General features: G+C 55.0%; 10 protein-coding genes and 1 pseudogene. 4 read left to right on the top strand and 7 right to left on the bottom strand.

Features of this window, described 5'->3' with window-relative positions:
- Positions 1-3: 3 nt before the first annotated feature.
- Positions 4-852 carry a serine/threonine-protein kinase gene (locus OZX67_RS08760; protein ID WP_277142663.1) on the top strand — a complete coding sequence of 283 codons (849 nt, stop codon included), beginning with the start codon at positions 4-6 and terminating at the stop codon, positions 850-852.
- A 6-nt stretch (positions 853-858) separates the two neighbouring features.
- Complete coding sequence (locus OZX67_RS08765; RefSeq protein ID WP_277142665.1) at positions 859-2,121, top strand: hypothetical protein; 1,263 nt, start codon at positions 859-861, stop codon at positions 2,119-2,121.
- Between the two features lie 146 nt (positions 2,122-2,267).
- Here OZX67_RS08765 and OZX67_RS08770 read toward each other — a convergent pair.
- The 4 genes and pseudogenes from OZX67_RS08770 to OZX67_RS08785 form a co-directional block, all read right to left on the bottom strand.
- Positions 2,268-2,798: pseudogene (locus tag OZX67_RS08770) on the bottom strand (class C sortase); the annotation flags it as partial.
- The gene (locus tag OZX67_RS08775; protein ID WP_277142667.1) at positions 2,774-3,190 is read right to left on the bottom strand and encodes a hypothetical protein; all 417 of its coding nucleotides are present in this window, start codon (positions 3,188-3,190) and stop codon (positions 2,774-2,776) included. The gene OZX67_RS08775 and the pseudogene OZX67_RS08770, both read right to left, overlap by 25 nt.
- A gap of 1,059 nt (positions 3,191-4,249) precedes the next feature.
- A complete protein-coding gene (locus OZX67_RS08780; RefSeq protein WP_277142668.1) occupies positions 4,250-6,394 on the bottom strand; it encodes an isopeptide-forming domain-containing fimbrial protein in 2,145 nt (714 codons plus the stop codon).
- Between the two features lie 313 nt (positions 6,395-6,707).
- Positions 6,708-9,788 (bottom strand): hypothetical protein, encoded by a 3,081-nt coding sequence (locus tag OZX67_RS08785; protein ID WP_277142670.1) that lies wholly within the window; start codon positions 9,786-9,788, stop codon positions 6,708-6,710.
- A gap of 778 nt (positions 9,789-10,566) precedes the next feature.
- On the opposite strand from OZX67_RS08785, the gene OZX67_RS08790 reads away from it, so the two are divergent.
- On the top strand, positions 10,567-12,135 hold the full coding sequence (locus OZX67_RS08790) for an RNA-binding domain-containing protein (protein WP_277142672.1): 1,569 nt from the start codon (positions 10,567-10,569) through the stop codon (positions 12,133-12,135).
- Between the two features lie 73 nt (positions 12,136-12,208).
- Here OZX67_RS08790 and OZX67_RS08795 read toward each other — a convergent pair whose 3' ends face one another.
- The 3 genes from OZX67_RS08795 to ftsY form a co-directional block, all read right to left on the bottom strand.
- Positions 12,209-12,547, bottom strand: a complete 339-nt coding sequence (locus OZX67_RS08795) for a P-II family nitrogen regulator (RefSeq protein ID WP_277142674.1) — start codon at positions 12,545-12,547, stop codon at positions 12,209-12,211.
- Positions 12,547-13,842, bottom strand: coding sequence for an ammonium transporter (locus tag OZX67_RS08800; protein WP_277142677.1), 1,296 nt, complete (start codon positions 13,840-13,842; stop codon positions 12,547-12,549). Before OZX67_RS08800 ends, OZX67_RS08795 begins: the two co-directional genes overlap by 1 nt.
- 532 nt (positions 13,843-14,374) lie before the next feature.
- The gene (ftsY, locus tag OZX67_RS08805; protein WP_277145066.1) at positions 14,375-15,604 is read right to left on the bottom strand and encodes a signal recognition particle-docking protein FtsY; all 1,230 of its coding nucleotides are present in this window, start codon (positions 15,602-15,604) and stop codon (positions 14,375-14,377) included.
- A 278-nt stretch (positions 15,605-15,882) separates the two neighbouring features.
- On the opposite strand from ftsY, the gene OZX67_RS08810 reads away from it, so the two are divergent.
- Positions 15,883-16,797 (top strand): TetR/AcrR family transcriptional regulator, encoded by a 915-nt coding sequence (locus tag OZX67_RS08810; protein WP_277145068.1) that lies wholly within the window; start codon positions 15,883-15,885, stop codon positions 16,795-16,797.
- Positions 16,798-16,805 lie beyond the last annotated feature (8 nt).

Below are 16,805 nucleotides of genomic sequence, written 5' to 3' on the forward strand. Positions count from 1 at the left end.
ACAATGACTTCCACAGAGATGACACTAAAAGAATTCAAAGCACTTTTCGACTCCTTTGATGAGGTTCCGTTTACTCGCGGTGGCCAAAAAGAAGTCTACGGTGCCATTCATCCCAAATATGGCAACGTCGTAGTCAAAGTAGTTTTCCAAAGTGATGCCCGTTCGAAACGGGAAATTCAAATACTGCAGCAACACCATTTTGTCAACGTCCCCAAACTATACGATGTCGCAACGCTCAATATCGAAGGCAAAGACACGACAGTGCTCGTCGAACAGCGAATTGCAGGAAAGACATTGTTCGAAATTATCCAGTCCGGGAAACGCTACAACCTGAATGAGGCAACCGATTTTTTGGAGCAATCGCTACATTTTATAGATGAAATTGCAGCCCAAGGCATTGTCCATCGCGATATCAAACCTGCCAACATCATGCTCATTCCCTCCGGAACATACTATTTTCTCGATTTCGGTATCGCTCGTCTTGCTTCGTCAGCCTCGATAACTCCAGAAAGCCGGACAAGCCCTTTGACGCCAGGCTATTGCGCTCCGGAACAATTTATGGGAGGCCCGCACCACACAGATACCCGTGCGGATCTGTTCTCCATTGCCGTCGTTACCTACGAACTGGTCAGCGGTAAGAATCCTTTCCGAAGCGACGATGACAACGATTTCAGCGTTCTTATGAATACTGCAACCTTAACCCCAACGGACTTTCGAATCCCCGGTGACACACAATCGCAATTCATGGGGCTGCTTTCATCCATGATGAGCAAATCCGTAATCCAAAGACCACGCAACGCCCAAGAGGCACTGGATTGGTTGCATAGTGCAGAAACGACATTCGGAAAGTAGGCTCTTATGAAATTCGGTATACAGATGGGCCACAACATGAAGTCTGTTACTTCGGATTTATTCGATGCAATCGGTCCAAAACCGGTCATTCTCAGCCCTAGAAACGTTCGTGTCCCCGCTGGTCACCAAAACGCAGAAGACTATTTGGCACGCGACGCTTCACAATTACGCTACCACAGAAAAGGCTCCGAAAAGACAAATGATATCTATATTGATCCACAATTATTTTCTGTATCACGGCCATCCAAACAAATAGCAAGATTCAAATATTGGAATACCAATAATGAAGATTTAGCAACAAATTACGAAGATACGGTTGAACACTTAATAACACTGAATCAGATGTGCGGTACCTCAGGAATCATTTTGCCTGGATCAACCACAGCGCAAATCAATCAGGATTGGATGAATTTAGAACATAGAATCATTGACACAGCGCACAATAAGTCGAACAAGGAAAATCTTCAGCCCGAGAAGCCTTTATTCGCCACTGTTGCTTTGAAGGCTGACGTGATCAAAGATGCGAACGCTATAGACAATATGGTCAACGCTATTGAAGGATGGGACGTAAAAGGCATCTACCTGGTGTGTGAACATCCGAATAACGCCTATCTCACCGACCAGCCATTATGGCTGCTAAATCTGATGAATCTCGTCGCAGGTATCAAACGTGCTCATAAAACCGTATTCGTCGGTTACGCAAGCCACCAAATGCTCATTCTGGCATTGGCGAAATGCGATTACCTTTTCGCAGGAAATTTTTTGAACGTCCGCCGTTTTGATACTTCCACTTTCGAAGACAAGGATAACGATAAGCCCAGTAGGCGTTCCACATGGTATTACGCCCCTCAAACACTTTCAGAATTCAAGGTCATTACCTTGGATTTGGTTCGTCAAAGCAGTAATGCCGACAGCTTGCTTTCGTTACTTGATTCTCCTTATCCCGAAGACACTTTTATTCGCGAATTATTTGGCAAAGCAATGCCATCCGACACCGCTTATAACGAGTCAAGCTCTTTCAAACATTACCTACTTTGCCTATCCAAGCAATGCGAGGAAATGACATTAGGATCCTATAATCAAACATTCGACAGTTATAATTTGCGACTAAAAACAGCGGAAAGCGCCATATCTGGGTTAAGGGAATACGGTATCTACGATCCAGATCGGAATTATGCGTATTCATTACCTGCTACATACCAAGCTTTAGCTGCGTTCGACAAAGGAATGGGCGAAGCCATGCGATTCAGCTGGAATACCATTCACTAATTGGGTGAATAATCTGCCGTTAAGAAAATGCCCTAATAGAGAATGTCCTGCGGATTTGCCTCGAGTGGGTGACGACGAAAATGGTTTGGGGCAACATCAAAACGGCGATGATGAGCCGGGACGAAGTTGCGGCGCGAAAGTTTGACGGCGATGAGGCCGACGACGAGGACGACTAGGGCGACGAGAATGGCGATGAGCATGGGATCTCCTTTTGCATTGTTTGGATTGGGAATCGGGTGGGGAATGGACTGGCGGGTGCCGGTGATGATGAGACGCTGGGTGTTGATGGCGTAGGGGGTGCAGGTCATGAGCGTCACCAGGTCGCGCCCGGGCACCACGCGGTAAAGGTGGGTGTCTTGTGGGTCGATGACATGAATTGCGCTGACGCGGTAACCCATCGTGCGGCCGAGCGTCTGCACGTAGAAGATGTCGCCGCGTTTGAGCTCATCGAGGCGCGTAAACAACAAGGCGCTACTTAGGCCGCGATGACCGCTTAAAACTGCGTTCGTGGATGGGCCGCCGACCGGCAGGCTCGTGCCGTAAAGGTGGCCGGCACCGTGAAGCAGCGCGTCGTCGGAAGTGCCGTGGTAAATCGGCATGTTGACCGAAATCTTGGGAATGCGGATGTTGCCCATCACGCCGTCACCAACGTTCAGAAGGTTTTGGTATTCGCGGTCATTCTCGCTTTGCGTTTGCGGCTTGGTAGGCAAAGAAGCAAATGAGCCTGATAATCCAGACCGATTGGACGAACCAGACTGACCGGACAAGCCGGATCGACCGAACGCATCGGACGAACCAGGCGAACCAAATCGATTGGACAAGCCAGATTGATCAGACGAACCAGACTGACCGGACAAGCCGGATCGACCGAACGCATCGGACGAACCAGGCGAACCAGACCGATTGGACGATCCAGACTGATCAGACGAACCAGATCGACCGGACAAGCCGGATCGACCGAACGCATCGGACGAACCAGAATGATTGGACAAGCCGGATTGACCGGACAAACCAGACGAACCAGACTGACCGGACTTGTCGGATGAACCGCCGGGTCCACCAGCCGCAAACGGATCTACGAACTCCCCCAATGCCTTCTGGCCGGAAGCTGCTATACGTCGGTTATATGCCTGGGCACGATGGTATTCGTTGACAACCTTGCCCTGCGGCCAACGCTCGACACGACTCACGGAATCATCAACAAGTTTGTTCTGCCGATACGTCTGAATCGTCCAGACCGTCGGGAACCACGCGATGGCAATAACCAACGAAACGGCACAGAAAACCAGCAACACGTCGACAATGCGTATGACAATTTTGCGAAAGCGATTCGGTGGGGGTATTTCGCCACGCACAATCGCATCGAACTCGAACAATCGCAAAGTCAACCCCCAATCGCTGGTTTCGTTATGGGTGAATAGCCAAAAATAATCGACATGAAAAATCGGGAATGGAGGGTTATAGGCCAGAATGTGGTGCTTAAGATCGGGGTTTGGCCTTGTGGGAGTAAGCGTTTCATGCTGCTATTTTTTTAGCGAGGAAAAGCCAGCGGTAATCTGACCTCTTCGAAAAGATTCAAAAATGAGCATGAAAGCCAAAACTGGACGCACCGAATACCGAAAAATCGCAGAGAATCAGCATTCCTGCCTTTTCGACGATTACGACAATAAGAAGTTGGTATTCAGCACCTAAAGGCCATGGGCAAAAATATCAATTCAAAAACACCACGAAATGGCCTATAACCCAAAATGGACTGGCGGGTGCCGAAGACAATGAGGCATTGAGTATTGATGGCGCAAGGAATGGAGGTTATCCGTGCCACCGGGTCGCGGCCGTAAGCATTACGACAATTATTCCCGATAATCAAAAATTTTGCACTCGAAACGCAGCACTCAACGCACATTGACGACATTTTCGCGTTCTGTGCTGTCGATAGAAAATCGGCAGCTTTAAGAGACGTTGGAATTCCGCCAATCAAACGATGGCCGAATCGGCGAAAAAGACGAGTGCACAGCACGGAAGCAGCATTTTGTCATTGATATCGTTCCGTGCTGCGCTCTTGCATTTATGCCAATATCGCAAGCCAGAAAATCATCGGAACACGATGATTTCGGCTCAATATCAGGTTTTACTCCTCGCGCAAGCGACGACGGACGAAGATCAGCATGGCTGTGGCCACCATCAGCAGCACGATGACGAGCAGCACGAGGATGATGCCCGCACCACCGGTCATCGGGAGCTGCGAGATTGAGGTGATAGCCAAAACAACGATTGGAGTTTCGCTCGAAACCGCCTGGGTGTGTGCCGAGACCAACTGCCAAGCATCACTTTCGTTGGTATAGGCCGACTTCGCGGCATCGGTGGCGTCAGCCTCAACGTGCACCTTGAAGCTGGGCATGAAGGTGTCGGAATAGCCCGCCGGACGGTTGATTTCCTTGACCGCGTAATCACCCTCGCCCAGGCCGTCGAAGGTGAGCATGCCGTCGGCCCCGACCTCGAGATCCGAAACGAAGGCGGCATTGGTGGCGCTCTGCGCGGCGACCAACTTGTAGTGGCCGTCGCCCAGTTTGATGAACTTAAGCGCACGGTCAGCCGAAGCATCGCGAGTTGAGACACCATCGGAGGCAGACACCTCGCCGGACTTCACCCCAGTGGACCCAGCTTCGGCGGTCGCGCCAACGGCACCGGACTTGGCTTCGGAAGAAGCGGCGGAAGTACCGGCCGCAAACAGCTGATATTTCACGCCCTGCAAGCCGGCGACAGCGTCCCGCTCCTTCTCGCTTTTGGCAGCGTCCCATGCCAGCTTGGACTTGGTGATCACCGAGAACTTGCGGAAGCTCGCCACTGAAGCGGGGTTCTGCGGGCTGGTGGCGTTGGAGGCGAGAGAGCCGTTGCCTGCGCTGCCGGAGCCGCCGGAACCGCTGCCCGTGCCGTCGGAAATCACGTTGCCGGTGGCGGGGTCGATGGCGGCGACGGTCGGATCGGTCGGATTCGCAGCGCTCGGTTGTTTGTTGACATCGCTCGAATAGTTGAGCGTTGCGCCATTCTGAAGTTGGCCGCCGTCAGCGTCATCCGTGATCGACATCGTGTAGGTGATGACGATCGAGTCCCGGTAATGGAACTTCAGGATGCTCGGCGAAAGGTCGAAGACCACGTAATCGGTGGAATCGTCACCGGCAATGTCCTGGAACCGACCAGCGGGGGCGGCATGGGAAGTCACCTTGTAGTCGCCGTTTGCAGCGCTGAGCTGGGTGGCGCCAATCGTCACCTTTTCGGAACCGGCCATATAATGCAGACCGAGCTGCGCGGGGCGATCGACCATAGTGTAGATGTAACGGCGGAAACCGGTGGTCAGCGGGACGCTACCGGTCAGTTTATAATGCAGTTTGCCGCCGATGGAGACGTTGTTGCTGTAGTTGTTGGACGAATCCAGTTCCTTGCTGACCGTCGGTGCGTCGTTCTTCATATCGACCAGGCCGAGCGTCTCGCCCGTAGAGCCGATCTTGTTGTAGACCACACCGGCCGAGGTGATGCCGGTGCTCACGAGCATCGGAATGGAGTTGCCGGCGGCCTTCGGGGCTTGTGCACCCGACTTTCCGGACGCACCCGCTTCACCGGTGACGTCATCGACCATGTAGATACCCGGCAGCAGGCCGGAAATGCTCAAGGTCGTCTTGTCGCCGGAGTCGGCGTCGGCGGAAACAGCGGACTTCACCTCGGCGGCGTTCACCAAGCTCGTGAATTTGTCGGTGTAGAAAACGTTGCTGACGAACTGACGCAGCTTGCCATCCCAAGCGTTCACGGCACTGCCGCTGTTGGAAGTGGCGTCCTCGTTGGGCGTATCGCCGTTCGCCTGCGCCGGGTAGCCGAGCCATTTGGCCGCGACTTCGCCGACGGGGTTGCCTTGATATTCCGAATCTTCGGCAGATCCGCCTTTGACCGTTCGCAGCGCGTTCGAGGTCTCGTTGAGCAGTTGCGGGTCGGTGCCGACGGATACGGCGTTCAGCAATCCGGTCGTGCCGTCCCCGTTCGCGGTGCCCTTGGCGTTCACATATGTACCGATGCGTACGGCCTTGAACCGGTGGCCTTCGAGCATTGATTTGTCGCCTTGGATGGTGATGGTCTCGCCTGCGTACGAGCCCGAGACGGCGGTCGGAACGGAGATGTCGCCGTCCCCTGTTGCGTTCGCGGCACCCATCGGGGCCACTGCCAGCAGCGTGGCGGCGGCGAGCGCAGCCCCGGCCAGCTTGCGTATGGTGGTTTTGAAACTCATATACCCTGTCTTTCTTTCCTCACTTGGTACGGATATTGGTTATCGGCCCTTTTCGCCTTTGTTTTCAAAGGTTTCGTCAGGTCAAATCTTTAAATTTTGTATTACATTGGTTTGTGGATTGGCACATACGGTTTGCGCAAGAGCAAGCAAGCATTCCGACCCATCACGGCACTCAAACGGATGTTTCCGTGAAACAGAAGCCCGTTCATACGAAACCGACGACGAGACAGTGAACGCGTCGCTGGATCCGCATGAGTATTCCTGCCAAAAACACGGAATCCATCCACCCGGAACCGACAATGAAGCCGCGAACTCACCGTCTGACATGCGCCCCGTGGCGCCCTCCAACGTGCGCCCCAACCCTTTTCCTGAATCGGGTCAGGTAGACATACCCCGCAGCACCGGCGAGCGCCGCCACGGCCGTGACAACCAGCAGCCACCACTGCCGCCAACCGGTGAACGGCAGCGCGGAAACGGGTTCCGGCCCATCCAGCGAAGCGGTAACGGCATCCGACTGGTTGCCCGGCTCGTTGCCGGAAATCTCGGCGAGCGTGTTGATGTTGTAGACGAAGTCCAGCGTTCCGGCGCGATCCATCGAAGCGACGGTCAAGCGACCTGGCGGCATGAATGTCGGAACGTCGATATGCCATTTCGCGTCCTTGTCGGTGGTGGTGCTGGTTTCGCTGCCGTCCGGCCATGTCACGGTGACATGGTTGCCTTCCATTCCCTTAAGCTGGCTGACCGGCGACGGATCAAGGCCGGAGTGGGCGGTGTCGGTCACAGTCCCGTCGATACCGCTCTTACGGCTGACCGACGTGACCTGGACGGCCGTCGGGTAGGTATCGATCAGCTGGTTGAAAACCCGGCCGAACGAAAGGACGTGGGTGTCCGAGTTATCGAGCACGGCGATGATGGTGTAAAGGATTTTCTTGTCGTATATGCCCTTTCGGAATGTCGAAACCGGGAAGCTGTACGACCAATCGCCAAGCAGGAAATCGCCTTCCTGATGCAGCGAGCTGCTTAGCGAGCTGAGCGGCTCAGGGCCCTGCAACCGGCATGCATCGTCCAAACCGTTGGGACTGTCTGGGCTATCGCAAGAGCCCTTGGGAGCTTCGCCTTCGCCGACCGGGCCGGACTGCGGCACCACGTAGAGCGACATGGTGTCGCTTTCGTGCAACGCCTCAACGGAGCCCTTGATGCTCACCTTCGCATCCGCCGGCATCTCGCTTTTACCGGCCTTGTTGCGCACGGCGTGCGGCACCTTGAGCTGCTTGATTTCGGGGTTCTTGTTCGTTTCAAGCAGGAAATTGCCCTGAACGACGTTCGAGAAGAGCGAAGAGATATTGAAGTCGCTGCGCTCGGTTTGCCAGGCATGGTAGCGGATGGAGTGCTGCACGTTGGTGTCGATCTTGCGATTGTCCTGAATGGACCACTCGCCCTTGGCGTTCACGGGCACGGAACCGATTCTGATGCCGCGGGTCGCAGGATCATTGGGCTTGTTGAGGTCGATGATGTGCGACTGGTCCTCGGCGAAAACCGTGACGGTATCGCCGGGGATGCCCGTGCCCGTAATGGTGCGCGAGCTGGTCGGCACATAGCCGTCGAACGGATTGATGGTCGGGCGAGCCGGACGCGGGATGCTGTAGTCGGCAAACGCGGTGTCGATGGTCCAGCCGGTGGACATCAGCCTGTTGGTCTCTTCCTGCGACATGCCCTCCCTGACGGTCAGCGGATGGGCGGGATCGGCATTGTTGTAAAGCGGGTTGTAGGCGTCGTGGACGCTCAGCGTCTGCCCGCCGGTCGGCGTGTTCTGCACCACGCAGCCCGCGTAGGCCGCGGCGCTGTTCTGATTGCCGACCCCGGGATTGGTAGTGATCGGCCAGGTCACGAGCTTGAAGTAACCGTCAAGTTTGTCAGTCTTTTTGATGGCTCCAAAATCGATATCGCCTTTGGCGTCCTGCGCAATCTTGGGGTTTGTTCCCGCACCCGGCACCATCAGATGGTTGGGGTTGGAGTTGTGCCAGGCGTTATTCGGGCTGTTCAGTGCCGCATAGCTGTCGTTGCCGCCGTAATCGGTATAGGCCTGCTGCCCGTCGACGCGCACCGCGGTAGGGGTCAGCGACTTCACCGGCACCCAATCCTTGCCGTCCCTGAGGCCGAACCATTGGTAATAGAACGACGTATTACGAGAGCAAGGGTAAGCCGAGTTCCAGCGGGCGGCGATGTTGTACCAGAAGACGAAGAACGAGTTGGCCGGGGCCACGCCCGCGCCAGTGCCTTGGCTCGGGAAGCCGTAGTCGGTCACCAAGCCCCAGTTGGCCTGGCCGCCGCTCCAAAGGGTTGGGTGCGCGTCGAAGCCGATATGGGAGGTAGGACCGTTGCACTGCTGCACCTTTTGCGCCGCCGTGCCCGTCCCCCAATTGCACTGGTTGGCGTACATATACGCGGGCACGCCTTCGCTGATATTGGTGACATATCGCGAATCGAGAGACGAATAGTAATACGTTCTGTAGTTATTGACCGGCGTCTTGCCGCTCATCTGCCGGCCTGGCGCGGCCACCGCGTAGACGTACTGGTCGTATTCGGTGCCACCGACGTTGGTCGCGTCCAATGTCTTACCGGTATAGGAGAGGTCGCCCTCGATTGAAATGGTGAGGTAGTCGTAATCGCCGGAGACAAGGACGTTGTGGATGGTGTAGAACTCACCCTGGTTGCTCGCCCAGTTGACGGCGGCCTGCTGCGCATCCGCATCCGCCGTACGGTCGCTGTCGCCGGCGTAGGTGTTGAGATACGGGAAACTGGTCAGCTGCGTGTAGGGATTGGTTCCGGGCGCGCCGGATTGCGAGACCAGCATCTGCATGCCGCAGTCGACGTTCGGGTTCTCCCCACTGGCATATTTCGTCTTGCTCTGGCCGTTGCCGCCGTAATCGGAGGCGTTTTTGACCGCTACACAGTTGGGGTTCACCATTCCGTGCGGCATGCGCAGCACGAAGTCGATGCGCAGTTCGTCATCGACGCCGTCGCCCTGCATCTTGTTGTTGTTGGCGAGGAACTTGTAAAGCTTCGGCTTGCAGTCCACGCGCTTGTCCGCTGGAACCGCGCTGGTGGTGTCCTGAACGCACAGAGCCGGATAATCGTCGATGGTCACGTCTTCCCCGGCATCGGGAGCCTCGTTGTTGCCCGAGGCGAGATTCGCCGCTTCGTCCTGCGTTGCGGCGACGTTCTGGTTTGCCGTTGCGTCCTGCGCCGAAACGTTCTGAGTTACCGTTGCATCCTGCATTGCGACGTTCTGAGTTGTCGTTGCGTCTTGCGTTGCGACGTTCTGCGCGAAAGCGTTGATATTTCCGGAAACGGCGGCGGCGATATTCGGGTTCAGGGCGCTGCTTCCCACCAAAAGGGACACCACGATGATTACTGCCGCAAACAGGCGGCCACAGCGTGGGATCGCCAGCCGCCTTCTGGATATTTTTGTATTTATAAAATCGTTCGACTTCGTCGTCATCACCTCCCCAACATCAGATGACATCGAAATTTAAGTTTTCATATTTATTCGCTTATGCGTATAAATATCATTCTTTTCAAGTTCTATCCATCAAATTGTCGTTCCAGGCAATACGTGCGTTTACCAAATAAGTACCTCACGAAGGAAATTGACGCGTACTAGTGTGAGGGTTCCATAAGACAGGCAAGTTCAGGAAAAATTAGACATATTTATACATTGATATGATATTTGTCTCATTTATAAAAAGCAGTGAACAGCAATACAATTTATACAGAAATGTTTATTTTGTAGGTGATTTTCGATATTCTACAATCAGTATTTATACTGAATAAAATATCAATGAAACAAAAAATGTTCTGTTCTGTGCCATTTAAAATGTGATATTGCCGATAAAAGCATCAAACGTTTTATAGCTCTCAGAGATAAACAAACAGATGTCCGTTTCCATCCCGATTGTCCAGCTAATGTTCAAATTCCGCTCAAAGCATCCAGAACGATGTCCGGAAAATGTCCGGAATGTCCGCAAACTGTCCGGCTTTCACCCGAAATGTCCGGAAAATGTCCGGAATGTCCGCAAACTGTCCGGCTTTCACCCAAAATGTCCGGAAAATGTCCGGAATGTCCGGAATAATATTGATACAACAATGTCATATTGAAGCGAAGGCACAATATGGAAACTAGAGAATTTGAAAACGTGCTGTCAATCGGAGAGACTTCGACGGTTGAATTCAAAAGATGTTCCACCAAACCCAAAAACGATACATACGAAACGGTATGTTCCTTCGCCAACCATATGGGTGGCTCCATCTACTTAGGCGTTGACGATGACGGCTCGGTACCGGGGATCACCTCGCCCGATGCGGCACTCGATATCGAACGAAACATAGCCAACGCGACGCAGAACCCGCAACTGTTTTCGCCTGCGACCTTAGTGGAAACCGAGCGGTTCAATTATCACGGGAAAACCGTGATTCGCATCTGGGTTCCAGCGAGTTCTGCTGTTTGCCGCTATAAAGGACAGGTTTACGATCGCTTGGCGGATGCGGATGTCAGAATCAACGGGGATATGCAAATCGCACAGATGTATTTGCGCAAACAAAATATCTATACCGAGCAGCGCATCTACAAAGGTGTCAGTATGGATGATCTTGATGCCGATTTGCTTGCCCGCGTCCGAACGATGGCCGCGAACCGCAGACCAGGACACCCATGGCAGAAACTCGACAACAAGGAACTGTTACGAAGCGCCAGACTCTATATGAACGACCGTGGCACCGGAGAGAAAGGTATTACGCTCGCAGGAGTATTGCTGCTGGGTAAAGACGATGTTATAGCCGACGTGCTGCCCACATATAAAACCGATGCCGTGGTGAGGCGTGTAGATAAACGACGATTCGACGACCGTCTGGTGTGCCGTACCAATCTGGTCGATGCCTATACCGAGCTATCGGAATTCCTGCGGCGCGCTCTCCCCGATAATTTCGCCCTCAACGGCGACTATGCGGTAAGTCCGCGAGACATCATCATCAGAGAGCTGGTGTCTAATTCTTTGATCCACCGTGAATATCTGAGCCCAATCACCGCGCAGATTACCGTGACCGAAAAAGGCATCGAAACCAGCAATGCCAGCCGCCCAGTATTCGAAGGCCCCATCAATCTGAAAAACTTCACACCGATTCCCAAGAACCCGATCATCGCCGATTTTTTCGCTCAAATCGGGCTGGCAGACGAACTGGGCAGCGGGGTCCACAATCTCGTGCACTATACGAAGATATATTCCGGCGGCACACCAAGCCTGCAAGACGGCCTGATTTTCAAGGCTTTCGTACCGCTCGTACGCAATAACGAGAGGCGAGGCAACGGGGAACCAGACGAATCCAGTGAATCTGAGACCCCATCAGCTAATGGAAACTTCAACCAACCGGCGCAGGCAAAGCAAAACAAGAAAAATCAGGAATTAAAAGCGACAAGAAAAATTGAAACGAAAAGTCTGGCTTTCTCCAGCGTTGAGGATGCAGCACAATTCTTGTTGCAAAAGCAAGGTTGGGCAAATAGCACAGAGGTCGCGGAACTTGCCGGCGTAAACGCTCGTACAGCTCGGCGCTACTTTGCCAAGCAAATCGCCAACGGCACCCTTAAAGCCGAAGGCAAGAGCCGAGGCCGTCGATATGTGAAAACTGACCCCACTGAATACGTGGGTAGCGTGCAGGACGTAAAAGACATGATTGATGCCTTGTAACTTCGAAGTCAGCTAAAAGTTGGTTAGCCTGGTGTCCTGCATCAGGCTAACCAACTTTTGTAATTAGATCGTGCTAAATAGCGTCGACGTCGGTTTCGCCGGTGCGGACGCGGGTGACCGAATCGAGCGGAAGGACCCACACCTTGCCGTCGCCGATGTTGCCGGTACGCGCGGTCTTCACAATGATGTCGACCAACGGATCGGCATCGGCGTCGCGCACCGCCACCTCCACGCGAATCTTGGGGATGAGGTTGACCGAATAACTGGCCCCGCGATAGACCTCGGTATAACCGTGTTGTTCGCCGCAACCGTTGACTTCGCTGACCGTCATGCCTTCGACGCCGGCGACCGCAAGGGCCTCCTTGACCTCGTCGAATTTCTGCGGCTGAATAATCGCTGTTATCAGTTTCATTACTTCATCTCCTTGAGGAGAGCGGTAGCCTTACCTGCAAAATCGTACGCGCTCTCGCCTTGGTCGGCAAGGTCGACGCCGGCTATTTCCTCGCCTTCGTTGACCCGCCAACCGACGGTCTTTTGCAATACGAACGCGACGACGAACGTGACCACAGCGGAGTAGGCGACAGCCGCGATCGCGACAACCACCTGCACCGCAAGCTGACGCCAGCTGCCACCGGCGAAGAGGCCGGTGCCCTGGCCGAAGAAGCCGATAAGAATGGTGCCGGTGAGGCCGCCGACGCCGTGGACACCGACCACATCGAGGGAATCATCATAGCCGAAGCGGAACTTGAGCCCGCACGCAAGGCAGGTCAAGACGCCGACGATCGCGCCGATGACCATGGCCCAAAGCGGGGAGACCACATCGGCCGCTGGGGTGATGCCGACCAAACCGGCCACCATGCCCGAAGCCGCACCGACGGCCGTGTAGTGACCCGTGCGAATCTTTTCGGTGAAGCCCCATGTCAGCATCGCTGCAGCTGCGGAAAGCGAGGTGCTCACCCAGGCGTAGCCGGCGGTGCCGTTGGCCGCGAAAGCGGAACCTGCGTTGAAGCCGAACCAGCCGAACCAGAGCAGGAACGCGCCGAGCATCACGAACGGGACGTTGTGCGGGCGGATCGGCGCTTTGCCGAAGTCCTTGCGCTTGCCGATCAAGAGGACAATGACCAGCGCCGCGACGGCCGCGTTGATGTGGACGACGGTGCCGCCGGCGAAATCATGGACAGGCGCTCCGATGAACTTTGAGATGGGGCCATCAGGCGAAAGGATACCGCCGTTCCAGACCATGTGAGCTATGGGCGCATAATCGAGCGTGATCCAGATGGCCACGAAAATCATCCATGTGCTGTATTTGATGCGTTCCGCGAGAGCGCCGGAAATCAGGGCGACGGCGATCATTGCGAACGCCAGCTGGAAAGCGACGTCGATGCTCACCGGGTATTTGTTGCCGTTCGGCGTGAGGCCGGTGGCGGTGAAGACGCCGCCTTTGCCGGCTTTCATCGTGTCGCCGAGCAGAAAGCCGGAGGCCGGATTGCCGAAGATACCGCCAATATCCTTGCCGCCCCAGGAAATCGACCAACCCCACAAGGCCCAGATGATGGTGCTCACCGCGAGCGCCCCCGCGGAAAGCATGAGCATGTTGAGCACGGCCTTGCGGCGCACCATGCCCCCGTAGAAGAACGCCACTGCGGGCGTCATCAGAAAGACGAGCGACGCACAGACCAACATCCATGCGGCATTTCCGGTATCCATTTCGCGTTTCCCCTCTCCGGCCTGTCTCACGCGACGGGGTCCGCCGCGTCTTGAACCGTATGCGCCTATGAAACACGGAAAACGTAAGGAGAAGTTTTACGCGAGATTACGGCGATGTAAAACTCGCGTCCTTATCGAAACATGATGGTTACTTGCACCTAGAAATAGTTCAGTCGTTGCAACTGGCCCCTTCGCCATTTCTGCAGCATTTAAGCACAAAATCACAAAATACCGGCAGAACCGTGATTAACTCCGCAACCCCCAATGCCACATACAGAGATAATCACGAAACAACGTCCAAAAACGTGATTAACCTTGCAACCCCACACCACTTACAGAGATAATCACGAAATTCCGGCAAAAACGTGATTAACTCTGCATCCCCAACTCTTTTACAGAGAAAATCACACAAAACCAGACCCACAAATCTGCTTAACGACGCGTGAGACGACCGCGCGGATACGCAAGCAGCCGCACACCAACCCGTTTGGGATGATTTGCGGCCGCTGCACACTAACGATAAATCCGAGACTCAGGCGAGGATGCCGTCGACGAAACCTTCCGGGTCGAAGGGGGCGAGGTCGTCGGGGCCTTCGCCGAGGCCGACCAGCTTCACGGGCACGCCCAGCTCCTGCTGCACAGAGATGACGATACCGCCCTTGGCCGAGCCGTCGAGCTTGGAGAGCACGACGCCGGTGATGCCGATGGCCTGCGCGAAGACCTTGGCCTGCGCCATGCCGTTCTGGCCGGTGACCGCATCGAGCACGAGCAGCACCTCGTCAACTGGCAGGTTCTTCTCGGTGACACGGCGGATCTTGCCGAGCTCGTCCATCAGGTTCGCCTTGTTCTGCAGACGGCCGGCGGTGTCGATGATTAGCACGTCGACACCCTGTTCCTTGGCCTGCTTTGAAGCGTCGAACGCGACGGAAGCGGGGTCGCCGCCTTCCTTTTCGCTGCGCACGACGGGCACGCCGACCTTCTGCCCCCAGGTCTCGAGCTGGTCGGCGGCGGCCGCGCGGAAGGTGTCGGCAGCGGCGAGCATCACGCTCTTGCCCTCGGAGACAAAGAGGCGCGCGAGCTTGCCGGCGGTCGTGGTCTTGCCGGTGCCGTTGACACCGACCATGATGATGACGCTCGGCTTCTTGGCATCGGGCTTGTCCGCGTTGAGTGCACGGTCGGGCTGGGAATTGACCATGTCGATGAGCTTGGATCGCAATGCCTCGCGCACGGCCTTCGGGTCGGAGGTGCCGGTGATGCGGGCGTCGTTGCGCAGCTCGCCCACCAGCTTTTCGCTGGCCTCGCTGCCGACATCGGCCAGAAGCAAGGTGTCTTCGACGTCGTCCCAATCGGAATCGGAAAGCTGGTCCTTGGCGAGAATGTTGAAGAGCGCCTTACCGAACGGATTCGACGACTTGCTGAGCTTCTCCTTGAGACGAACGCTGCGGGAGGCCTTGGTTTCCGGAACTTCGACCTTCGACTCGGGTTCCGACTTCGGCTTGGACCCGGAGTCGGACTTGGACTCAGACTTCGATTTGGAGTCGGCCTCTGACTTAGACTTGGACTTCGCAGAAGTTTCTTCACCGGACGGACCTGGCTTGGCCTCGGCCTTCTTCTGCGTTTTGTCAGGTTCGGCATTTTTCGCATCTTCGGAAACGTTGGCATTCTGCGCGTTTGCGGCATTTTTCTTGTGCGAATGTGACACCAGAACGGCCACAGCAATGAGGATGACGGCGACAACCACGAGCGCCACCACAATAAGCATCGGATTCATAGTAAGACTCATAGTTCAAGATTATTGGCGAGACCAGACGCAGGATGTTCGGCACACGCTCACACTAAGTCATGGTTACCAAAAGAAACCATGGAAATTCGTACAGTATCTTTTGGTAACCATGGGTTAGTGTGAGTCACGACGCAGAAAGTCGCACACCCGAACCGGGACGTTTAAAATCACTTCCGCGCAATTAAGCCAATCCCATTTTCAACACCCCACTTTGGGTGTGCGTCACTTACAATATAACTATGTCGAATGCTTCAAGAATGACTTCGTACCAGCGCCGCGAACAGCTCATCGCCATCGGGCGCGGGCTCTTCGCCGTCAAAGGTTACGAAGCGGTGAGCGTGGAGGAGATCGCCGCCGCCGCGAAGGTATCGAAGCCAATCGTCTACGAGCATTTCGGGGGTAAGGAAGGGCTTTACGCCGTCATCGTCGATCGAGAAATGCAGAAACTGACGAGCACGCTTATCGACGCACTTTCGGCCGGCGACACCCATCCGCGCCAGATTGTGGAACGCACCGCGCTGGCGCTACTGACGTATATCGAAGAGAACTCCGAGGGTTTCAACGTGCTCGTGCGCGACTCCCCCACCACCGACCCGGCCGGCTCATTCAGCTCGTTGCTCGGCGATGTGAGCCTGCGCGTGGAGGAAATCCTCACCAAAGCCTTCAAACAGCACAAGCTGCCGGCGAAGGGTGTTCCATATTACGCGCAGATGCTCGTCGGCATGACCGTTTTCACCGGCCAGTACTGGGCCGCGCACCAGAAGAAAATCAGCAAGGAGCAGCTCGCCGCGCACATCGTCAATCTCGCCTGGTACGGCCTCTCGCGCCTCGAAGCCAAGCCGAAGCTGCGGTTTGAAAACGACCTGAGCACCGAGGATGACAGCAAAGCCGACGACGGGAAAGCCGACGGCAGGAAAACACAAGAGAATAGCAAGCGAACGGATACCCGAGATGGCGATGCCATCAACAGGAAATCGGACGACGGAGACGTCGCTAACAGGAAATCGGACGATAGCGGCAACAGCAGCGAAGACACCGACCATACCGTTAACGCAGATACCGATACTCGAAACATCGACGCCAAAAGTAACCCGCGGATACCGGCAACGCCTTCAACACCGAGACAAAAGCCCCCAAAAGCCACAAAATCACCAGCAGTGAACAAATTATAATAAAAACA

The sequence above is a fragment of the Bifidobacterium sp. ESL0728 genome, assembly GCF_029392015.1.
Taxonomy (GTDB): domain Bacteria; phylum Actinomycetota; class Actinomycetes; order Actinomycetales; family Bifidobacteriaceae; genus Bifidobacterium.

Coding starts and splice junctions, on each gene's coding strand:
- OZX67_RS08760 (WP_277142663.1), top strand. CDS start 4: ATGACTTCCACAGAGATGACACTAAAAGAATTCAAAGCACTTTTCGAC.
- OZX67_RS08765 (WP_277142665.1), top strand. CDS start 859: ATGAAATTCGGTATACAGATGGGCCACAACATGAAGTCTGTTACTTCG.
- OZX67_RS08780 (WP_277142668.1), bottom strand. CDS start 6,394: ATGAGTTTCAAAACCACCATACGCAAGCTGGCCGGGGCTGCGCTCGCC.
- OZX67_RS08790 (WP_277142672.1), top strand. CDS start 10,567: ATGGAAACTAGAGAATTTGAAAACGTGCTGTCAATCGGAGAGACTTCG.
- OZX67_RS08795 (WP_277142674.1), bottom strand. CDS start 12,547: ATGAAACTGATAACAGCGATTATTCAGCCGCAGAAATTCGACGAGGTC.
- OZX67_RS08800 (WP_277142677.1), bottom strand. CDS start 13,842: ATGGATACCGGAAATGCCGCATGGATGTTGGTCTGTGCGTCGCTCGTC.
- ftsY (WP_277145066.1), bottom strand. CDS start 15,604: ATGCTTATTGTGGTGGCGCTCGTGGTTGTCGCCGTCATCCTCATTGCT.
- OZX67_RS08810 (WP_277145068.1), top strand. CDS start 15,883: ATGACTTCGTACCAGCGCCGCGAACAGCTCATCGCCATCGGGCGCGGG.